Source organism: Pseudomonas sp. LAIL14HWK12:I1 (genome assembly GCF_003202095.1).
Classification (GTDB): Bacteria; Pseudomonadota; Gammaproteobacteria; order Pseudomonadales; family Pseudomonadaceae; genus Aquipseudomonas; species Aquipseudomonas monteilii.
Genome location: NZ_QJKG01000004.1, coordinates 242,027 through 258,613, shown reverse-complemented (window position 1 = coordinate 258,613; position 16,587 = coordinate 242,027). Strand labels below are relative to the sequence as shown.

Below are 16,587 nucleotides of genomic sequence, written 5' to 3'. Positions count from 1 at the left end.
ATGTCGAAGTTCTTTATCGATCGCCCGATCTTCGCCTGGGTGATCGCCTTGGTGATCATGCTGGTCGGCGCCTTGTCGATCCTGAAGTTGCCGATCAACCAGTACCCCAGCATCGCGCCGCCGGCCATCGCCATCGCCGTGACCTACCCGGGCGCCTCGGCGCAAACCGTGCAGGACACCGTGGTACAGGTGATCGAGCAGCAGCTCAACGGTATCGACAACCTGCGTTATGTGTCGTCGGAAAGTAACTCCGACGGCAGCATGACCATTACCGCTACCTTCGAACAAGGCACCAACGCCGACACTGCGCAGGTGCAAGTCCAGAACAAGCTGAACCTGGCCACCCCGCTGCTGCCGCAAGAAGTGCAGCAGCAAGGTATCCGCGTTACCAAGGCCGTTAAAAACTTCCTGCTGGTGATCGGCCTGGTGTCCGAAGACGGCAGCATGACCAAGGACGACCTGGCCAACTACATCGTCTCCAACATGCAGGACCCGATCTCGCGTACTGCGGGCGTGGGTGACTTCCAGGTGTTCGGTGCCCAGTACGCCATGCGTATCTGGCTCGATCCGGCCAAGCTGAACAAGTTCCAGCTGACCCCGGTCGACGTCAAGACCGCCGTGGCCGCGCAGAACGTGCAGGTGTCTTCCGGTCAGCTCGGCGGCCTGCCAGCGTTGCCGGGTACCCAGCTGAACGCCACCATCATCGGCAAGACCCGTCTGCAGACTGCCGAGCAGTTCGAAAAGATCCTGCTCAAGGTCAACAGCGATGGTTCGCAGGTGCGTCTGGGTGATGTCGCCCAGGTAGGCCTGGGCGGCGAAAACTACGCGGTCAGCGCCCAGTTCAACGGCAAGCCGGCTTCCGGCCTGGCGGTAAAACTGGCAACCGGCGCCAACGCCTTGGACACCGCCAAGGCGCTGCGCCAGACCATCGCCGACCTGGAACCGTTCTTCCCGCCGGGGGTGAAAGCCGTATTCCCGTATGACACCACCCCGGTGGTCACCGAATCGATCAGCGGCGTGATCCACACCCTGATCGAAGCCGTGGTCCTGGTGTTCCTGGTGATGTACCTGTTCCTGCAGAACTTCCGCGCCACCATCATCACCACCATGACCGTTCCGGTGGTGTTGCTGGGTACCTTCGGCATCCTGGCCGCTGCGGGCTTCAGCATCAACACCCTGACCATGTTCGCCATGGTCCTGGCCATCGGCTTGCTGGTGGACGACGCCATCGTCGTGGTGGAGAACGTCGAGCGGGTAATGTCCGAGGAAGGCCTGCCGCCCAAGGAAGCGACCAAGCGCTCGATGGAGCAGATCCAGGGTGCCCTGGTGGGTATTGCCCTGGTGCTGTCGGCGGTACTGCTGCCCATGGCGTTCTTCGGTGGTTCCACGGGGGTGATCTACCGGCAGTTCTCCATCACCATCGTCTCGGCCATGGGCCTGTCGGTGCTGGTGGCGCTTATCTTCACCCCGGCCCTGTGCGCCACCATGCTCAAGCCGCTGAAGAAGGGCGAGCACCATGTGGCCAAGCGTGGCTTCTTTGGCTGGTTCAACCGCAACTTCGACCGCAGCGTAACCGGCTACGAACGCAGCGTTGGTACCATCCTGCGCAACAAGGTGCCGTTCCTGCTGGCCTATGCCCTGATCGTGGTTGGCATGATCTGGCTGTTCGCCCGTATTCCTACCGCCTTCCTGCCTGAGGAAGACCAAGGCGTATTGTTCGCCCAGGTACAGACCCCGGCCGGTTCCAGTGCCGAGCGTACCCAGGTGGTGGTCGACCAGATGCGTGAGTACCTGCTGAAGGAAGAAGCCGACACCGTATCCTCCGTGTTCACCGTCAACGGCTTCAACTTCGCCGGTCGCGGCCAGAGCTCGGGCATGGCGTTCATCATGCTCAAGCCTTGGGACGAGCGCTCCAAGGAGAACAGCGTGTTCGCCTTGGCCCAACGTGCCCAACAGCACTTCTTCACCTTCCGCGATGCAATGGTGTTCGCCTTCGCCCCGCCAGCAGTACTGGAGTTGGGTAACGCCACCGGCTTCGACGTGTTCCTGCAGGACCGCGGCGGTGTCGGCCACGAGAAGCTGATGGAAGCGCGCAACCAGTTCCTGGCCAAGGCTGCACAAAGCAAGATCCTCAGTGCCGTACGCCCTAACGGCCTGAACGACGAGCCGCAGTACCAACTGACCATCGATGACGAACGTGCCAGCGCCCTGGGCGTGACCATCGCCGACATCAACAACACCCTGTCGATTGCCTTGGGTGCCAGCTACGTCAACGATTTCATCGACCGTGGCCGGGTCAAGAAGGTGTACATCCAGGGCGAACCAAACGCCCGGATGAGCCCGGAAGACCTGCAGAAGTGGTACGTGCGCAATGGCGCTGGCGAGATGGTGCCGTTCTCCTCCTTCGCCAAGGGCGAGTGGACCTACGGTTCGCCGAAGCTGTCGCGCTACAACGGTGTCGAGGCGATGGAAATCCTGGGTGCGCCAGCGCCGGGCTACAGTACCGGTGAAGCCATGGCCGAGGTCGAGCGCATTGCTGGCGAACTGCCAAGCGGCATTGGCTTCTCCTGGACCGGCATGTCCTACGAGGAAAAACTCTCCGGCTCGCAAATGCCGGCGCTGTTCGCCCTCTCGGTACTGTTCGTGTTCCTGTGTCTGGCCGCCCTGTACGAAAGCTGGTCGATCCCGATCGCCGTAGTGCTGGTAGTACCGCTGGGTATCATCGGTGCCCTGATCGCCACCAGCCTGCGCGGCTTGTCCAACGACGTGTACTTCCTGGTCGGCCTGTTGACCACCATCGGCCTGGCGGCGAAAAACGCCATTCTGATCGTCGAGTTCGCCAAGGAACTGCACGAGCAAGGCCGCAGCCTGTACGACGCGGCGATCGAAGCGTGCCGCATGCGTCTGCGCCCGATCATCATGACCTCGCTGGCGTTCATCCTCGGCGTGGTACCGTTGACCATCGCCAGTGGCGCCGGTGCCGGCAGCCAGCACGCCATTGGTACCGGCGTGATCGGTGGCATGATCAGTGCGACCGTGCTGGCTATCTTCTGGGTACCGCTATTCTTCGTCGCAGTGTCGTCGCTGTTCGGCAGCAAAGAGCCGGAAAAAGACGTCACCCCTGAAACTCCACGTTATGAGGCTGGGCAATGACCAAGTCTTTGTTGTCCCTGGCGGTAACCGCTTTCATTCTTGGCGGCTGCTCGCTGATTCCCGACTACCAGACCCCGGAATCGCCGGTGGCAGCGCAGTGGCCGCAAGGCCCTGCGTACTCGCCGACCCAGTCGGCAGACGTTGCCGCCGCCGAACAGGGCTGGCGCCAGTTCTTCCACGACCCGGCACTGCAGCAGCTGATCCAGACCTCGCTGGTCAACAACCGCGACTTGCGCGTCGCCGCGTTGAACATCGACGCCTACCGCGCGCAATACCGCATCCAGCGTGCCGACCTGTTCCCGGCGGTTTCGGCCACCGGCAGCGGCAGCCGCCAGCGCGTGCCGGCAAACATGTCGCAGACCGGTGAATCGGGCATCACCAGCCAGTACTCGGCCACCTTGGGCGTCAGTGCCTATGAGCTGGACCTGTTCGGCCGTGTGCGCAGCCTCACCGAGCAGGCGTTGGAAACCTACCTGTCCAGCGAGCAGGCGCGCCGCTCCACGCAGATCGCCCTGGTGGCCAGCGTGGCCAACGCCTATTACACCTGGCAGGCCGATCAGGCGCTGTTCAAGCTGACCGAAGAAACGCTGAAGACCTACGAGGAAAGCTACAACCTCACCCGTCGCAGCAACGAAGTCGGCGTGGCTTCGGCACTGGATGTCAGCCAGGCGCGCACCGCCGTGGAAGGCGCCCGCGTCAAGTACTCGCAGTACCAGCGCCTGGTCGCCCAGGACGTCAACAGCCTGACCGTGTTGCTGGGCACCGGTATTCCGGCCGACCTGGCCAAGCCGCTGCAGCTCGATGCCGACCAACTGGCCGAAGTGCCAGCCGGCCTGCCATCGGACATCCTCCAGCGTCGCCCGGACATCCAGGAAGCCGAGCACCTGCTCAAGGCCGCCAACGCCAACATTGGCGCCGCCCGCGCAGCGTTCTTCCCGAGCATCAGCCTGACGGCCAACGCTGGCAGCCTGAGCCCCGACATGGGCCACCTGTTCTCGGGCGGCCAGGGCACCTGGCTGTTCCAGCCGCAGATCAACCTGCCGATCTTCAACGCCGGCAGCCTGAAGGCCAGCCTGGACTACTCGAAGATCCAGAAGGACATCAACGTCGCCAAGTACGAAAAAACCATCCAGACCGCCTTCCAGGAAGTCTCCGATGGCCTGGCGGCACGAAAAACCTTCGAAGAGCAACTGCAGGCACAGCGTGACCTGGTGCAGGCGAACCAGGACTACTACCGCCTGGCCGAACGCCGCTACCGCATCGGGATCGACAGCAACCTGACCTTCCTCGATGCCCAGCGCAACCTGTTCAGTGCCCAACAATCGCTGATCACCGACCGCCTGTCGCAGCTGACCAGCGAGGTCAACCTGTACAAGGCGCTCGGTGGTGGCTGGTATGAGCAGACCGGGCAGGCCAATCAGCAGGCATCGGTGGACGTACCGAAAAGCTGACTGGTGATGTAACAGCATCAGGCCCACCCTTGCGGTGGGCTTTTTATTTGCCGGAGGAAATTAATTAACCAACCGGAACATTCCGTTCGATTATCGCCCCATTCCGCTTGCGGCGAATTGCCTCAGCCCCGCACAACCCCGCACCATCCCCTCACGCAACGTTGCCCAAGTTCATCCAAAAGACCCGCACCTGCAGGCTCGATCCAGCAGTGCACCGGCTCGACCCATAAAAACAAGAGATCCACGACAGATGAGCACTTTGCAACCCGCACGCCAGCTGCTGCCCGGCCTGTTGGCCATGTCCTGCGCCTTCCCGCTGTTCGCCGCCGAAGGCGGTTTCATGGAGGACGCCAAGGCCACCCTCAACCTGCGCAACTTCTACATCAACCGCAACTTCGTCGACCCCGCCCACCCGCAGGCCAAGGCCGAAGAATGGACACAAAGCTTCATTCTCGACGCCCGCTCCGGCTTCACCCAAGGCACCGTCGGTTTCGGCGTGGACGTACTGGGGATGTACTCGGTCAAGCTCGACGGCGGCAAAGGCACCACCAACACGCACCTGCTGCCCGTGCATGATGACGGCCGCCCGGCCGATGACTTCGGCCGACTGGGTGTCGCACTGAAAGCCAAACTGTCCGAAACCGAGCTGAAAGTCGGTGAATGGATGCCGGTACTGCCCATCCTGCGCTCGGACGACGGCCGCTCGCTGCCACAGACCTTCCGCGGCGGCCAGCTGACCTCGAAGGAAATCGCCGGTCTGACCTTGTACGCCGGCCAGTTCCGCGGCAACAGCCCGCGTAACGACGCCAGCATGGAAGACATGTCGATGAACGGCAAAGGCGCGTTCACCTCCGACCGTTTCAACTTCGGCGGCGGTGAGTACACCTTCAACGACAAGCGCACCATGATTGGCCTGTGGGATGCCCAGCTCAAGGACATCTACCGCCAGCAATACCTCAACCTGACGCACAGCCAACCGCTGGGCGACTGGACCCTGGGTGCCAACCTGGGCTACTTCATCGGCAAGGAAGACGGTGCCGAACGCGCCGGCAAGCTGGACAACCGCACCGCCTCGGCCATGCTCTCGGCACGCTACCAAGGCCACACCTTCTACGTCGGCCTGCAAAAGGTCAGCGGCGACGATGCCTGGATGCGGGTCAACGGCACCAGTGGTGGCACCTTGGCTAACGACAGCTACAACTCCAGCTTCGACAATGCCAAAGAACGCTCCTGGCAGGTGCGCCATGACTTCAACTTCGCCACCGTTGGCGTGCCTGGGTTGACGTTGATGAACCGCTACATCAAGGGTGACAACGTCACCGTGGGCAGCGTGGATGATGGCAAGGAGTGGGCACGCGAGACCGAACTGGCGTACGTGGTGCAGTCGGGCAGCTTCAAGGACCTGTCGGTGAAATGGCGCAACTCCACCATGCGCCGGGACTTCAGCACCAACGCGTTCGATGAGAACCGGTTGATTGTGAGTTACCCGCTGAACCTCCTTTAAAATCTTTCCGGGCACGCCCGCTCCCCAGGGTCACCAAAGCTTTTGAAAACTGTGGTGACCCTGGGGAGCGGGCGTGCCCGCGAAGAGGCCAGATGCCCAATAAAATAACTTTAAGCTATAAACAAATCCTAAAACCTTCTTTGACGACATAAGCTGTAACCGCTTGAATAGGCCCCTGATCCCCGCCCCAGAGCCGTGACATGGACCTCCGCCAGCTGCGCTACTTCATCGCCCTTACCGAATACCGCAGTTTCGTCCGTGCCGCCGAGGCCATGGGCATCACCCAGCCCGCCTTCAGCCGTGCCATCCAAGGCCTGGAACACACCTTCGGCTGCCCGCTGGTAGACCGCGCCAGCAAAGCCCTGCCGCCTACCCCCGAAGGTCTGGTGGTGCTGCAACATGCCCGCCGGTTGGTTCAAGGCGCCGCGCAGCTGAGCAACGAAGTGCTGCAGATGACCAAGCTCGACGCCGGCGAGTTGCACTTCGGCAGCGGCCCGGCCCTGGCCGTGCGCCTGGTGCCCGACGCCCTGCGCCACTTCATCGAGCGCCATCCCGGTATCCGCACTTCCCTGCTCGTGGACAACAGCGAACGCCTCGGTCAGGCCTTGCGCCGCGAACAGATCGAGTTTTTCGTCGATGATATCCGCCCGTTCGAAGCCGACCCCAATTTCCACACCGAGCCCTTGTCGCCACGCCCAGGGCTGTTCTTCTGCCGCCCGGGCCATCCGCTGCTGGCCAAGGACAGCCTGTCGACCAACGACCTGTTCAGCTACCCACTGGCCAGCGCCCTGCTCGCCCCCGGTGTGCGCAAGCGCCTGGCCAACCTGAGCGGGCGCAACGACTTCACTCCGCACCTGCAAACCGAGCATCTGGCGGTGCTGCGCAGCGTGGTACAGGCCAGCGATGCCATCGGTACCGCCAGCGAAGAGGCCGTGGCCGAAGACCTGGCCGCCGGCACACTGGTGCGCCTGCACTGGCGCAACTTACCGCCTGCTTTGGAAGTGTTGAGCGTGCGCTGTGGGGTGGTCAGCCGCAGTGGTTATCGATTGTCGCCGGCTGCGCGGGCGATGATCGAGACGCTGGTGGGGCTGGATACGCCAGTACGGGCTGCTGCCATTCGCTGAGCTGATGATGCTGGTGGCTGCGGGCTATCCTGTTCACTATCAGGCAAAACAACGCTGAACAGGGAGGCACAACAATGAAGAACCTCGTCGACCACCTGAGCCAGTACGCCAGCTACCACCGCGACCCACGCAACATCGCCACCCACTTCGTCGGCATCCCCATGATCGTGCTGGCCGTCACCATCTTGCTATCGCGCCCAGGCTGGGAGGTGGCCGGCATGTGGCTATCCCCTGCCCTGCTGGCAGCAGCGGCATCGGTATGGTTCTACCTGCGCCTGGACCTGCGCTTCGGGCTGGTGATGGGGCTGCTGTTGGGGTTGTGCCTGTGGGTAGGCCAGGTGCTGGCAATGCAGACCACAGTGCTGTGGCTAAGCGCCGGGCTGGGGGCATTCGTGCTGGGCTGGGTCATCCAGTTCGTCGGCCATTACTACGAAGGCCGTAAACCGGCCTTTGTCGACGATGTCAGCGGCCTGATCATCGGGCCGCTGTTCGTGGTGGCAGAAGCCGCGTTCATGCTGGGCCTGTGCCCGGCCCTGAAGTCGGCCGTGGAAACCTCTGCAGGGCCGGTCAGGCTTCAGCAATAACGCTTACTGGCGCGATTCTACGCCCAGCTCGTCCCACACCGACTCGGCCATGTGGAAGGTGGCGTTGGCCGCCGGGATGCCGCAGTAGATCGCGCTTTGCATCAGCACTTCCTTGATCTCGTCGCGGGTCACACCGTTGTTGGCCGCCGCGCGCAGGTGCAGTTTCAGCTCGTCGTTGCGGTTCATGCCGATCAGCATGGCGATGGTGATCAGGCTGCGGGTATGGCGCGGCAGGCCCGGGCGGGTCCAGATATCACCCCAGGCATGGCGGGTGATCATCTCCTGGAACTCGCCGTTGAAGTCGTTGAGCTTTTCCAGGCTGCGGTCCACATGGGCATCGCCCAGCACCGCGCGGCGCACTTGCATGCCGGCGTCGTAACGTTGTTTCTCGTCCATGGCGTTGTCCTCAGTGAGCGAGCAGGAAGTCGAGCACGCGGCGGCTGAAGGCCTCACCGATTTCGACGTTCGACAGGTGTGCAGCCGGGAAGTCGACGTACTCGGCACCGTTGATACCGGCCTGCATGAAGCGGCCATGTTCAGGGGTGGTCACCACGTCCTCGGTACCGGCAACGATCAGCGCCGGCACCTGGATGCGGCCCAGTTGCTCACGGTAATCGGCATCACGCACGGCTGCGCAATTGCCGGCATAGCCTTGCGGGTTGGTTTGCGCCAGCATCTGGCAGATGCGCTGGGCCTCGTCTGCCTGGGCCTGGGCGAAGCCTGGAGTGAACCAACGGGCGATGGACGCATCGCGCAGGTCGACCATGGCCTGCTGGCCGCCTTTGAGCACGGTATCGATACGGGTGTTCCACACCTCGTCATTGGCGATCTTGGCGGCAGTGTTGCACAGGGTCAGGCTACGCAGGCGATCACCGGCGTTGATGCCCAGCCACTGGCCGATCAAGCCGCCCATCGACAGACCGACGAAGTGCGCTTTCTGGATGTCCAGGCCATCGAGCAGGGCCAGCACGTCCCGCCCCAGTTGCTCGATGCTGTAGGGGCCTTCAGTGACCAGCGAGGCACCGTGGCCACGGGTGTCGTAGCGCAGCACCCGGAAGTGCTGGCTCCACAGTGGAATCTGGGTGTCCCACATGCCCAGGTCAGTGCCCAGCGAGTTGGACAGGACGAGTACCGGGGCGTTTTCCGGGCCATCGATCTGGTAGTTCAAAACGCCATCGGCCAGTTGCAAGTGCGCCACAGCGGTCTCCTTCAGGCAGTAAAATGTTGATGTTCGGTCACGGCGCGCGCCACCCAGACGCGCGCCTGGCCCAGGTAGTGGGCAGGGTCGAGCAGGCGATCAAGTTCTTCGGCAGACAGTTCGGCACTGACCTGCGGTTCGTCCCCCAGCACGGCACGCAAGTGACGCTGTTCGGCCACGGCGCGCTGGCAGCATTGCTCCAGCAGGTGGTGGGCACGGTCGCGGCCCAGGCGCTGGGCCAGCACGATGCTCACCGCTTCGGCCAGCACCAGGCCTTGGGTAAGGTCGAGGTTACGGCGCATGCGCGCTGCATCCACTTCCATGCCCTCGGCGATGACCTGGGCCTGACGCAGAGCGCCGGAAACCAGGCAGCAGATATCCGGCAGGGTTTCCCACTCGGCATGCCACAGGCCCAGGCTGCGCTCGTGTTCCTGCGGCATGGCGGCGAACAGGGTAGATACCAGGCCAGGGACGCGGGTGGCGGCGCCGATCAGCACGGCAGCGCCCACTGGGTTGCGCTTGTGCGGCATGGTGGAAGACCCCCCCTTGCCCGGCGCGGAAGGCTCGAACACCTCCCCCGCCTCGGTCTGCATCAGCAAGCTGACATCGCGGCCGAACTTGCCCAGGCTGCCGGCCACCAGGCCCAGCACCGAGGCAAACTCCACCAGGCGGTCGCGCTGGGTGTGCCAGGGTTGCTCCGGCAGCGTCAGCTTCAGCTGTTCCGCCAGCGCCTCGGCAACCGGCATCGCCTTGCTACCCAAGGCTGCCAGGCTGCCCGAGGCACCGCCGAACTGCAGTACCAGCAAGCGCGGGCGCAGTTCCTGCAAGCGCTGGCGGTGGCGGGTCAAGGCGCCCAACACGCCAGCCAGTTTCATGCCTAGGGTCACCGGGGTGGCATGCTGCAACCAAGTGCGGCCAACCAGTGGGGTATCAGCATGCTTCAAGGCTTGCTGCGACAGGGTATCGGCCAGCGTGCCAAGGTCGGCTTCGATCAGGTCGAGGGCATTGCGCAGTTGCAAGATCAGCCCGGTGTCCATCGCATCCTGGCTGGTGGCGCCCAGGTGCACATAGCGCTCGGCCTCAGGCACGCCGCTGGCAATCACCTTGCCCAACGCCTTCACCAGCGGGATTGCCGAATTACCCGCAGTGGCGATGGCATTGGCCAGCGCGCCAACGTCATAGCGATCGGCCTGGCAAGCTGCCTCGATGGCGGCCACGGCGCTATGCGGCACCAGCCCGGCAGCGGCTTCGGCACGGGCCAGCGCAGCTTCGAAATCGAGCATGCCCTGCAAGCGGCCATGGTCGGAGAAGATCTCGCGCATGGCCGGCGCGGTGAAATAGGCGTCGAACAGTTGGTTGGTCATGCCACGTCCTTAATCATCGTGGTGCAGGTACGCCGCCTGCTTCGGCAGGCGCAGGCTGAACAGGAAGGCAATCGCCATCATGGCCGTCACGTACCAGTAGAAAGTGTTTTCCATACCCAGGGTCTTCAGGCCCAGGGCCACGTACTCGGCAGAGCCGCCGAATGCCGCGTTCGCCACTGCATAGGCCAGGCCCACACCCAGCGCACGCACCTGCGGCGGGAACATCTCGGCCTTCACCAGGCCGCTGATCGAGGTGTAGAAACTGACGATACACAACGCCAGGCTGATCAGTACAAAGGCCATGAACGGGCTGGTCACCGTTTTCAGCGCCATCAGCAGCGGCACGGTGCACAGGGTACCGAGCGCCCCGAACAGCAGCATCGAATTACGCCGGCCGATGCGGTCGGACAGCATGCCGAAGAACGGCTGCAGCACCATGAACAGGAACAACGCACCGGTCATCACGTAGCTGGCGTTTTTTGCCGTCATGCCGGCCGTGTTCACCAGGTATTTCTGCATGTAAGTGGTGAAGGTATAGAAGATCAGTGAGCCACCCGCGGTATAGCCAAGCACGGTCACAAAGGCCGCGGCGTGATTGCGGAACAGGCCCTTGATGGTGCCGGCGTCTTTGTCCTGACGGGTTTCGGCGCTGCTGGTTTCGTGCAGCGAGCGGCGCAGCATCAGCGAGATCAGCGCGGCGATGGCGCCAACCACGAACGGAATACGCCAGCCCCAGGCACGCAGCTCGTCTTCTGTGAGCAACTGTTGCAGGATCACCACCACCAGCACCGCCAGCAACTGGCCGCCGATCAGGGTGACGTACTGGAACGAAGCAAAAAAGCCGCGCTGACCGCGCAACGCCACTTCACTCATGTAGGTGGCAGTGGTGCCGTATTCGCCGCCTACCGACAGGCCCTGGATCAGACGGGCCAGCAACAGCAGCGCTGGCGCCCAGGTGCCGATGCTGGCATAGGTGGGCAGGCAGGCGATCATCAGGGAGCCGAAGCACATCATCAGCACCGAGATCATCAGGGAATTCTTGCGACCATGGCGGTCAGCGAGGCGGCCGAAGATCCAGCCACCGATGGGGCGCATCAAAAAGCCTGCGGCGAACACACCTGCCGTGTTCAACAATTGCACGGTAGGGTCGTCGGAAGGGAAGAAGGCCGGGGCAAAGTAGATCGCGCAGAACGCGTAGACGTAGAAGTCGAACCATTCCACCAGGTTGCCTGATGAGGCACCAACAATAGCGAAGATGCGCTTGCTGCGTTCTTCGCCGGTGTAATAGGTTGAGGTCATGACGGTTTTACTCCAAGAGGGTCCCAGGTAAGTCTAGACATACCTGGTAACACACTCGTTCCGCTTTCTGGCTGGCAATTGGCCTTGTGTCTAACAAGACCGGCCTCTTCGCGGGCAAGCCCGCTGCCACAGGTTTTTGTTGTGCAGTGGGCAACAATCATCCTGTGGGAGCGGGCTTGCCCGCGAAAAGGCCGGTACAGGTCACACCCGCTCGATGGCCAAAGCCAGACCCTGCCCAACCCCTACACACATGGTTGCCAGGCCCTTGCGCCCACCACTCTTCTCCAGCTGGTGCAGTGCCGTCAGCACCAGGCGCGCACCGCTCATACCCAGCGGGTGGCCCAGGGCGATCGCACCGCCATTAGGGTTCACCTGCGGCGCATCATCGGCCACACCCAGCTCACGCAGCACCGCCAGGCCTTGGCTGGCAAAAGCTTCGTTCAGCTCGATCACATCGAAATCATTGACTGCCACACCCAAGCGCTCGGTCAGCTTGCGCACCGCCGGCACCGGGCCAATGCCCATTACCCGTGGGGCAACACCGCCACTGGCCATGCCCAGAACGCGGGCGCGTGGCGTCAGGCCGTGCTTCTTCATCGCTTCAGCCGACGCCAGGATCAGCGCCGCAGCACCATCGTTCACGCCCGAGGCATTGCCGGCGGTCACTGTCTTGTCCGGGCCGTTGACCGGCTTGAGCTTGGTCAGGGCTTCCAGCGTGGTGTCCGGGCGCAGGTGTTCGTCACGCTCGACGATGGTTTCGCCTTTCTTGTGCGCAATGCGCACCGGCACGATTTCTTCGGCGAAGAAGCCGGCGGCCTGGGCGGCTGCCGCTTTCTGCTGGCTGCGCAGGGCAAAGGCGTCCTGGTCAGCACGCGAAACCTGATAATCGTCGGCCACGTTGTCGGCGGTTTCCGGCATGGAGTCCACGCCGTACTGGCTCTTCATCAGCGGGTTGATGAAACGCCAGCCGATGGTGGTGTCTTCCAGCTTCATGTTGCGCGAATAGCCGCTTTCGGCCTTGCCCATGACGAACGGGGCACGCGACATCGACTCGACGCCACCGGCAATCGCCAGCTCCATTTCGCCGCTGGCGATGGCGCGGAAGGCAGTGCCGATGGCATCCATGCCTGACGCGCACAGGCGGTTCAGGGTAACACCCGGGATGCTATCGGGCAGGCCGGCCAGCAGCAGCGCCATGCGCGCCACGTTACGGTTGTCTTCACCGGCCTGGTTGGCGCAGCCGAAGAACACTTCGTCGACTTGATCCCACTGTACGCTCGGGTTGCGCTCGATCAGCGCCTTCAGCGGCACGGCAGCCAGGTCGTCGGCACGCACGCCGGCCAGGGCGCCGCCGAAGCGGCCGATCGGGGTGCGGATAGCGTCACAGATAAATACGTCGCGCATTAAGCTTCTCCTGCGGTACGGGCTTCGAGGTCACGCAGGGCGGACGGCTCGACTTCAGTGGTTCGGGGGTGGTCTGCTGGAGGCTACTGGTCAGGGTGCTTCAGTGAGCTCAGATTAAGGAGACTGGCAGGTCGCTTACAATCCGATAATCGACTATTTGTGCGATTAACGAACCATTTGTTGCAAACCTACCGATCCCCTTCTTGCGCTTTACCGGCCTCAGGTCGCGTCTGCGTGGCTCACCAGCCCTTTCACGATCACGCCCACGGTCGCCAGCGCCGCCGGCACCAGCAATGCCGTCAGCACCTGCTCGAAGTTCCAGCCCAGGCCCAGCAGCGTTGCGCCACTCCAGGCCCCGAGAATCGCGCCAAAGCGGCCAATGCCCAGCATCCACGATACACCCGTGGCCCGGCCCTGGGTCGGGTAGAAGCGTGCAGCCAGCGAAGGCATTGCCGACTGCGCGCCGTTCACGCACATACCCGCAATCAGTACCAGCGTGGCCAACACGGTAATGTTGCCCAGGCTCTGCCCCACGGCGTAAGCGAACACCCCGGCCAGCAGGTAGAAAATGCCGATGACCTTGTGCGGGTTGAAACGGTCCATGGCCCAACCCACACCGACCGCACTGAGCACGCCGCCAAACTGGAACAGCGCACCGATGAATGCGGCCTGCTCCATGCTCGCGCCGCTGTCCCGCATCAGGGTTGGCAGCCAGCTGGTCAGCAGGTAGACGATGACCAGGCCCATGAAGTAGGTCAGCCACAGCAGCAGGGTGCCCAAGCCATAAGTGCCGGAGAAGATCACCGCAAACACGTTGCGTGCGGCCACGGCCTTTTGTTCCGGTACGTTGAAGCTGCCGGCCTCGGCCACCACCTGTGGCGCGATGGGCGACAGGGTCTTGCGCACCTTGTCGGTGCCTCGGTTGCGTACCACCAGGAACCGCGCCGACTCCGGCAGCCAGACCATCAGCACCAACGCCAGCAGCAGCGGCAGCACCCCACCGATAACCAGCAGGCTGTGCCAGCCGTAAGCCGGGATCATCTTGGCGGAAATGAAGCCACCACCCGCCATGCCCAGGTTGAAACCACAGAACATGCTGGTGACCAGCAACGACTTGAGGCGCTCAGGGGTGTATTCGGACAGCAGCGTGGTCGCGTTGGGCATACCGGCACCAAGGCCCAGGCCCGTCAGAAAGCGCAGTATCAGCAACTGGTCGACGTTGGTGGCATAGGCCGAAGCCAGGCTGAAACCGCCGAACACCAGCACCGCGCCCACCAGGACACCTTTACGGCCGAAGCGGTCAGCCAGCGGCCCGGAGCCCAAGGCGCCGAACACCATGCCGATCAATGCGGCACTCATGACCGGGCCGAGGCTGGCACGGTCGATCCCCCACTCCTGCGACAGGGCCGGGGCGATGAAGCCCATGGCGGCAGTGTCCAGGCCATCGAGGAAGACGATCAGGAAGCACAACAGCACGACCCGCCACTGATAGCGGGACAGCGGCTGCTGATTGATGAACGACTGAACGTCGAGGCTTTTGCCGACGTTGTTTTGCGCTTGGTTCATTGTTGTTATCCAGAATGTAGGGCACAGCCAGACCACTGCACACGGGCAACCGGCACAGAGGGCGATGAGTGGGGAATATGGCCTGCGTCAGCCTGGATACAACGGTACTGCGCGCGGGTGCGGCCGCGGCAGCGAGGGGACAGTATTCATGTTATGTGCCTCTTATGTTTTTCTTGTTCGGTAGGCAGGGCCGACCGTTGCGAGAAACATTAATCAGCGGGCGCAAGTGAAGCAATTCACCCGGAACGACACTGTGCGTTTATCGCACAGGAAACGGTTTTGCCTGTTCTATTTGGGGGCCGCCTTGCGGCCCCGGCAAATTCAACCAAACAACTGATGGCAAAGGTCGCGGCTGGCAGCGAGCAAAATCGGCAAGAAACGCTGCTCCAGTTCACTGCGCGTCACTCGCCCTACGTGGGTACTCACGTTCAACGCCGCCAACACCTGCCCCGAAGCGTCATACACCGGCACCGCAATCGATCGCAGCCCCTGCTCCAGTTCCTGGTCCACCACGCACCATCCCTGAGCGCGCACCTGCTGGATGCAGGCGAACAACGATTCAGGGTCATGCAGGGTACGACTGGTGCGCGCTTTAAGGTCGGCACGCTCCAGGTACTCGCGCAGGCTGGTGTCGTCCAGGGCCGCCAGCAGAATGCGCCCCATCGACGTGCAGTAGGCCGGCAGGCGCCCGCCCACCGACAGGTCGACCGAAATCAGCCGCTCCACCGTGGCCGAGCGGGCTATATAAAGGATGTCGTCACCTTCGAGCGTGGCCATGTTGGCCGCCTCGTGCAACTGATCGCTGATACGGTCCAGGTATGGCTGGGCAGAAATCGCCAGCGGTGTCGACGACAGGTAGGCATGCCCCAGGGTCAGCACTTTGGGCAGCAGCGAATAGGTACGCCCGTCGGTGGTGGCGTAACCCAGCTTTATCAACGTATGCAGACAACGGCGCACCGCTGCACGAGGGATTTCCGTACGGTGGCTGATCTGGGCGATGGTCAGGTGGCGCTTGCGCTCCTGGAACGCCTGGATCACGGCCAGGCCACGTGCCAGGGAGGTCATGAAGTCCGGGTCGCCGGTAAAGGCCTGGATGCGCTTGGCCGGAGAAGCCACGATCGGCGGCGCCATGGCAGCCGAAGCAGGCCGTGCCACTTCCGAATTGCCGGATTCGTTGGCCAGGGTTTCGTCACTCATCGCACACCTCAAAAAAAACGCCGGTTCGTGCGATTATCGAACAAACGGCCGATAATCGCAATTGACCGCCGACACGTTTGCTTATACCTTGCTCATGCCACTTGTGGCTTCTTTGGAGAGACTGGTCAGGTACCCACCGTAGAAGTCCCCAGGCAACGGCCTCGCCTTTTGGCGAGGCCGTTTTTCATTCGGGCCTCATCCCGGCGTTGCAGCGAACTTTTATCCGCCTTGCCTTTCAAACTTGTACGAAAGGTCCAAACTGTTTCCCGACACTGCCCATTACTTATGTCAGATGATGTCAGTGTTGGGTAAATAACGATGTTCGGTGAATTATCGGTTGCTATAATCGATAACGCAGGCCCGATGCGTCCGTGACAGTGCAACCTTCCGCTGTTTGAAGCCGTTGCAGGCTGCAAGGCATGTGCACGCTGCACAACGCATAACAACAGTCATCCCACTTATTCAGGTACTACATGTGACAAAAGACGAACTGCGCGCAGAACTCGAGCGCCAGGCTGAGCGCTTCAAAGATGTCTACGGTGGCGAAGTCACCACTTACGCCGCACAACCGGATCCAGAACGCAAACCTTGGCGCAAACGTGCCAGCATCCGTGACCAGTCCTTCAATCAGGAACTGCAACGTATGGAGAAGGAACTGCGCAGCGACAATCCCTGAACCCAGGCCACGCCAGCGCGTCGTCGCCCGGCCCCGAGCGCGGTCTATCTTTACCGTCAGGCCGAAG

General features: G+C 62.6%; 13 protein-coding genes. 6 read left to right on the top strand and 7 right to left on the bottom strand.

Annotated elements, in window-relative coordinates; genetic code table 11:
• The 5 genes from ttgB (at nucleotide 1) to D906_RS13135 (ending at nucleotide 7,816) form a co-directional block, all read left to right on the top strand.
• Entirely contained in the window at nucleotides 1–3,153 is a 3,153-nt protein-coding gene (gene ttgB / locus D906_RS13155) for a multidrug efflux RND transporter permease subunit TtgB (protein WP_025753922.1), read from the top strand.
• A complete protein-coding gene (locus tag D906_RS13150) occupies nucleotides 3,150–4,604 on the top strand; it encodes an AdeC/AdeK/OprM family multidrug efflux complex outer membrane factor (protein WP_016713642.1) in 1,455 nt (484 codons plus the stop codon). The genes ttgB and D906_RS13150 overlap by 4 nt, the downstream gene beginning before the upstream one ends.
• 250 nt (nucleotides 4,605–4,854) lie before the next feature.
• Nucleotides 4,855–6,108 (top strand): OprD family porin, encoded by a 1,254-nt coding sequence (locus D906_RS13145; protein ID WP_019097260.1) that lies wholly within the window; start codon nucleotides 4,855–4,857, stop codon nucleotides 6,106–6,108.
• Between the two features lie 200 nt (nucleotides 6,109–6,308).
• The gene (locus tag D906_RS13140; protein ID WP_019099598.1) at nucleotides 6,309–7,232 is read left to right on the top strand and encodes a LysR family transcriptional regulator; all 924 of its coding nucleotides are present in this window, start codon (nucleotides 6,309–6,311) and stop codon (nucleotides 7,230–7,232) included.
• A 74-nt stretch (nucleotides 7,233–7,306) separates the two neighbouring features.
• Nucleotides 7,307–7,816 (top strand): DUF962 domain-containing protein, encoded by a 510-nt coding sequence (locus tag D906_RS13135; RefSeq protein ID WP_019099599.1) that lies wholly within the window; start codon nucleotides 7,307–7,309, stop codon nucleotides 7,814–7,816.
• A 3-nt stretch (nucleotides 7,817–7,819) separates the two neighbouring features.
• On the opposite strand, the gene pcaC is transcribed toward D906_RS13135, so the two are convergent.
• From pcaC to pcaR, 7 genes are all read right to left on the bottom strand, one after another.
• On the bottom strand, nucleotides 7,820–8,212 hold the full coding sequence (gene pcaC, locus D906_RS13130; protein WP_003251949.1) for a 4-carboxymuconolactone decarboxylase: 393 nt from the start codon (nucleotides 8,210–8,212) through the stop codon (nucleotides 7,820–7,822).
• A gap of 10 nt (nucleotides 8,213–8,222) precedes the next feature.
• Nucleotides 8,223–9,014, bottom strand: coding sequence for a 3-oxoadipate enol-lactonase (gene pcaD, locus D906_RS13125; protein ID WP_019099600.1), 792 nt, complete (start codon nucleotides 9,012–9,014; stop codon nucleotides 8,223–8,225).
• An 11-nt stretch (nucleotides 9,015–9,025) separates the two neighbouring features.
• Complete coding sequence (locus D906_RS13120; RefSeq protein WP_019099601.1) at nucleotides 9,026–10,378, bottom strand: 3-carboxy-cis,cis-muconate cycloisomerase; 1,353 nt, start codon at nucleotides 10,376–10,378, stop codon at nucleotides 9,026–9,028.
• A 9-nt stretch (nucleotides 10,379–10,387) separates the two neighbouring features.
• Nucleotides 10,388–11,677 (bottom strand): MFS family transporter, encoded by a 1,290-nt coding sequence (locus D906_RS13115; RefSeq protein WP_025753926.1) that lies wholly within the window; start codon nucleotides 11,675–11,677, stop codon nucleotides 10,388–10,390.
• 201 nt (nucleotides 11,678–11,878) lie between these two features.
• On the bottom strand, nucleotides 11,879–13,081 hold the full coding sequence (gene pcaF, locus D906_RS13110) for a 3-oxoadipyl-CoA thiolase (RefSeq protein WP_027615396.1): 1,203 nt from the start codon (nucleotides 13,079–13,081) through the stop codon (nucleotides 11,879–11,881).
• 219 nt (nucleotides 13,082–13,300) lie between these two features.
• The gene (locus D906_RS13105) at nucleotides 13,301–14,647 is read right to left on the bottom strand and encodes an MFS transporter (protein ID WP_019099603.1); all 1,347 of its coding nucleotides are present in this window, start codon (nucleotides 14,645–14,647) and stop codon (nucleotides 13,301–13,303) included.
• 321 nt (nucleotides 14,648–14,968) lie between these two features.
• Nucleotides 14,969–15,844, bottom strand: coding sequence for a pca regulon transcriptional regulator PcaR (gene pcaR / locus D906_RS13100; RefSeq protein ID WP_019099604.1), 876 nt, complete (start codon nucleotides 15,842–15,844; stop codon nucleotides 14,969–14,971).
• A gap of 475 nt (nucleotides 15,845–16,319) precedes the next feature.
• Here pcaR and D906_RS13090 point away from each other — a divergent pair, with 475 nt between their 5' ends.
• Nucleotides 16,320–16,520: a hypothetical protein gene (locus D906_RS13090; protein WP_025753928.1), complete on the top strand. Its 201-nt coding sequence runs from the start codon at nucleotides 16,320–16,322 to the stop codon at nucleotides 16,518–16,520.
• The last annotated feature ends 67 nt before the right edge of the window (nucleotides 16,521–16,587 follow it).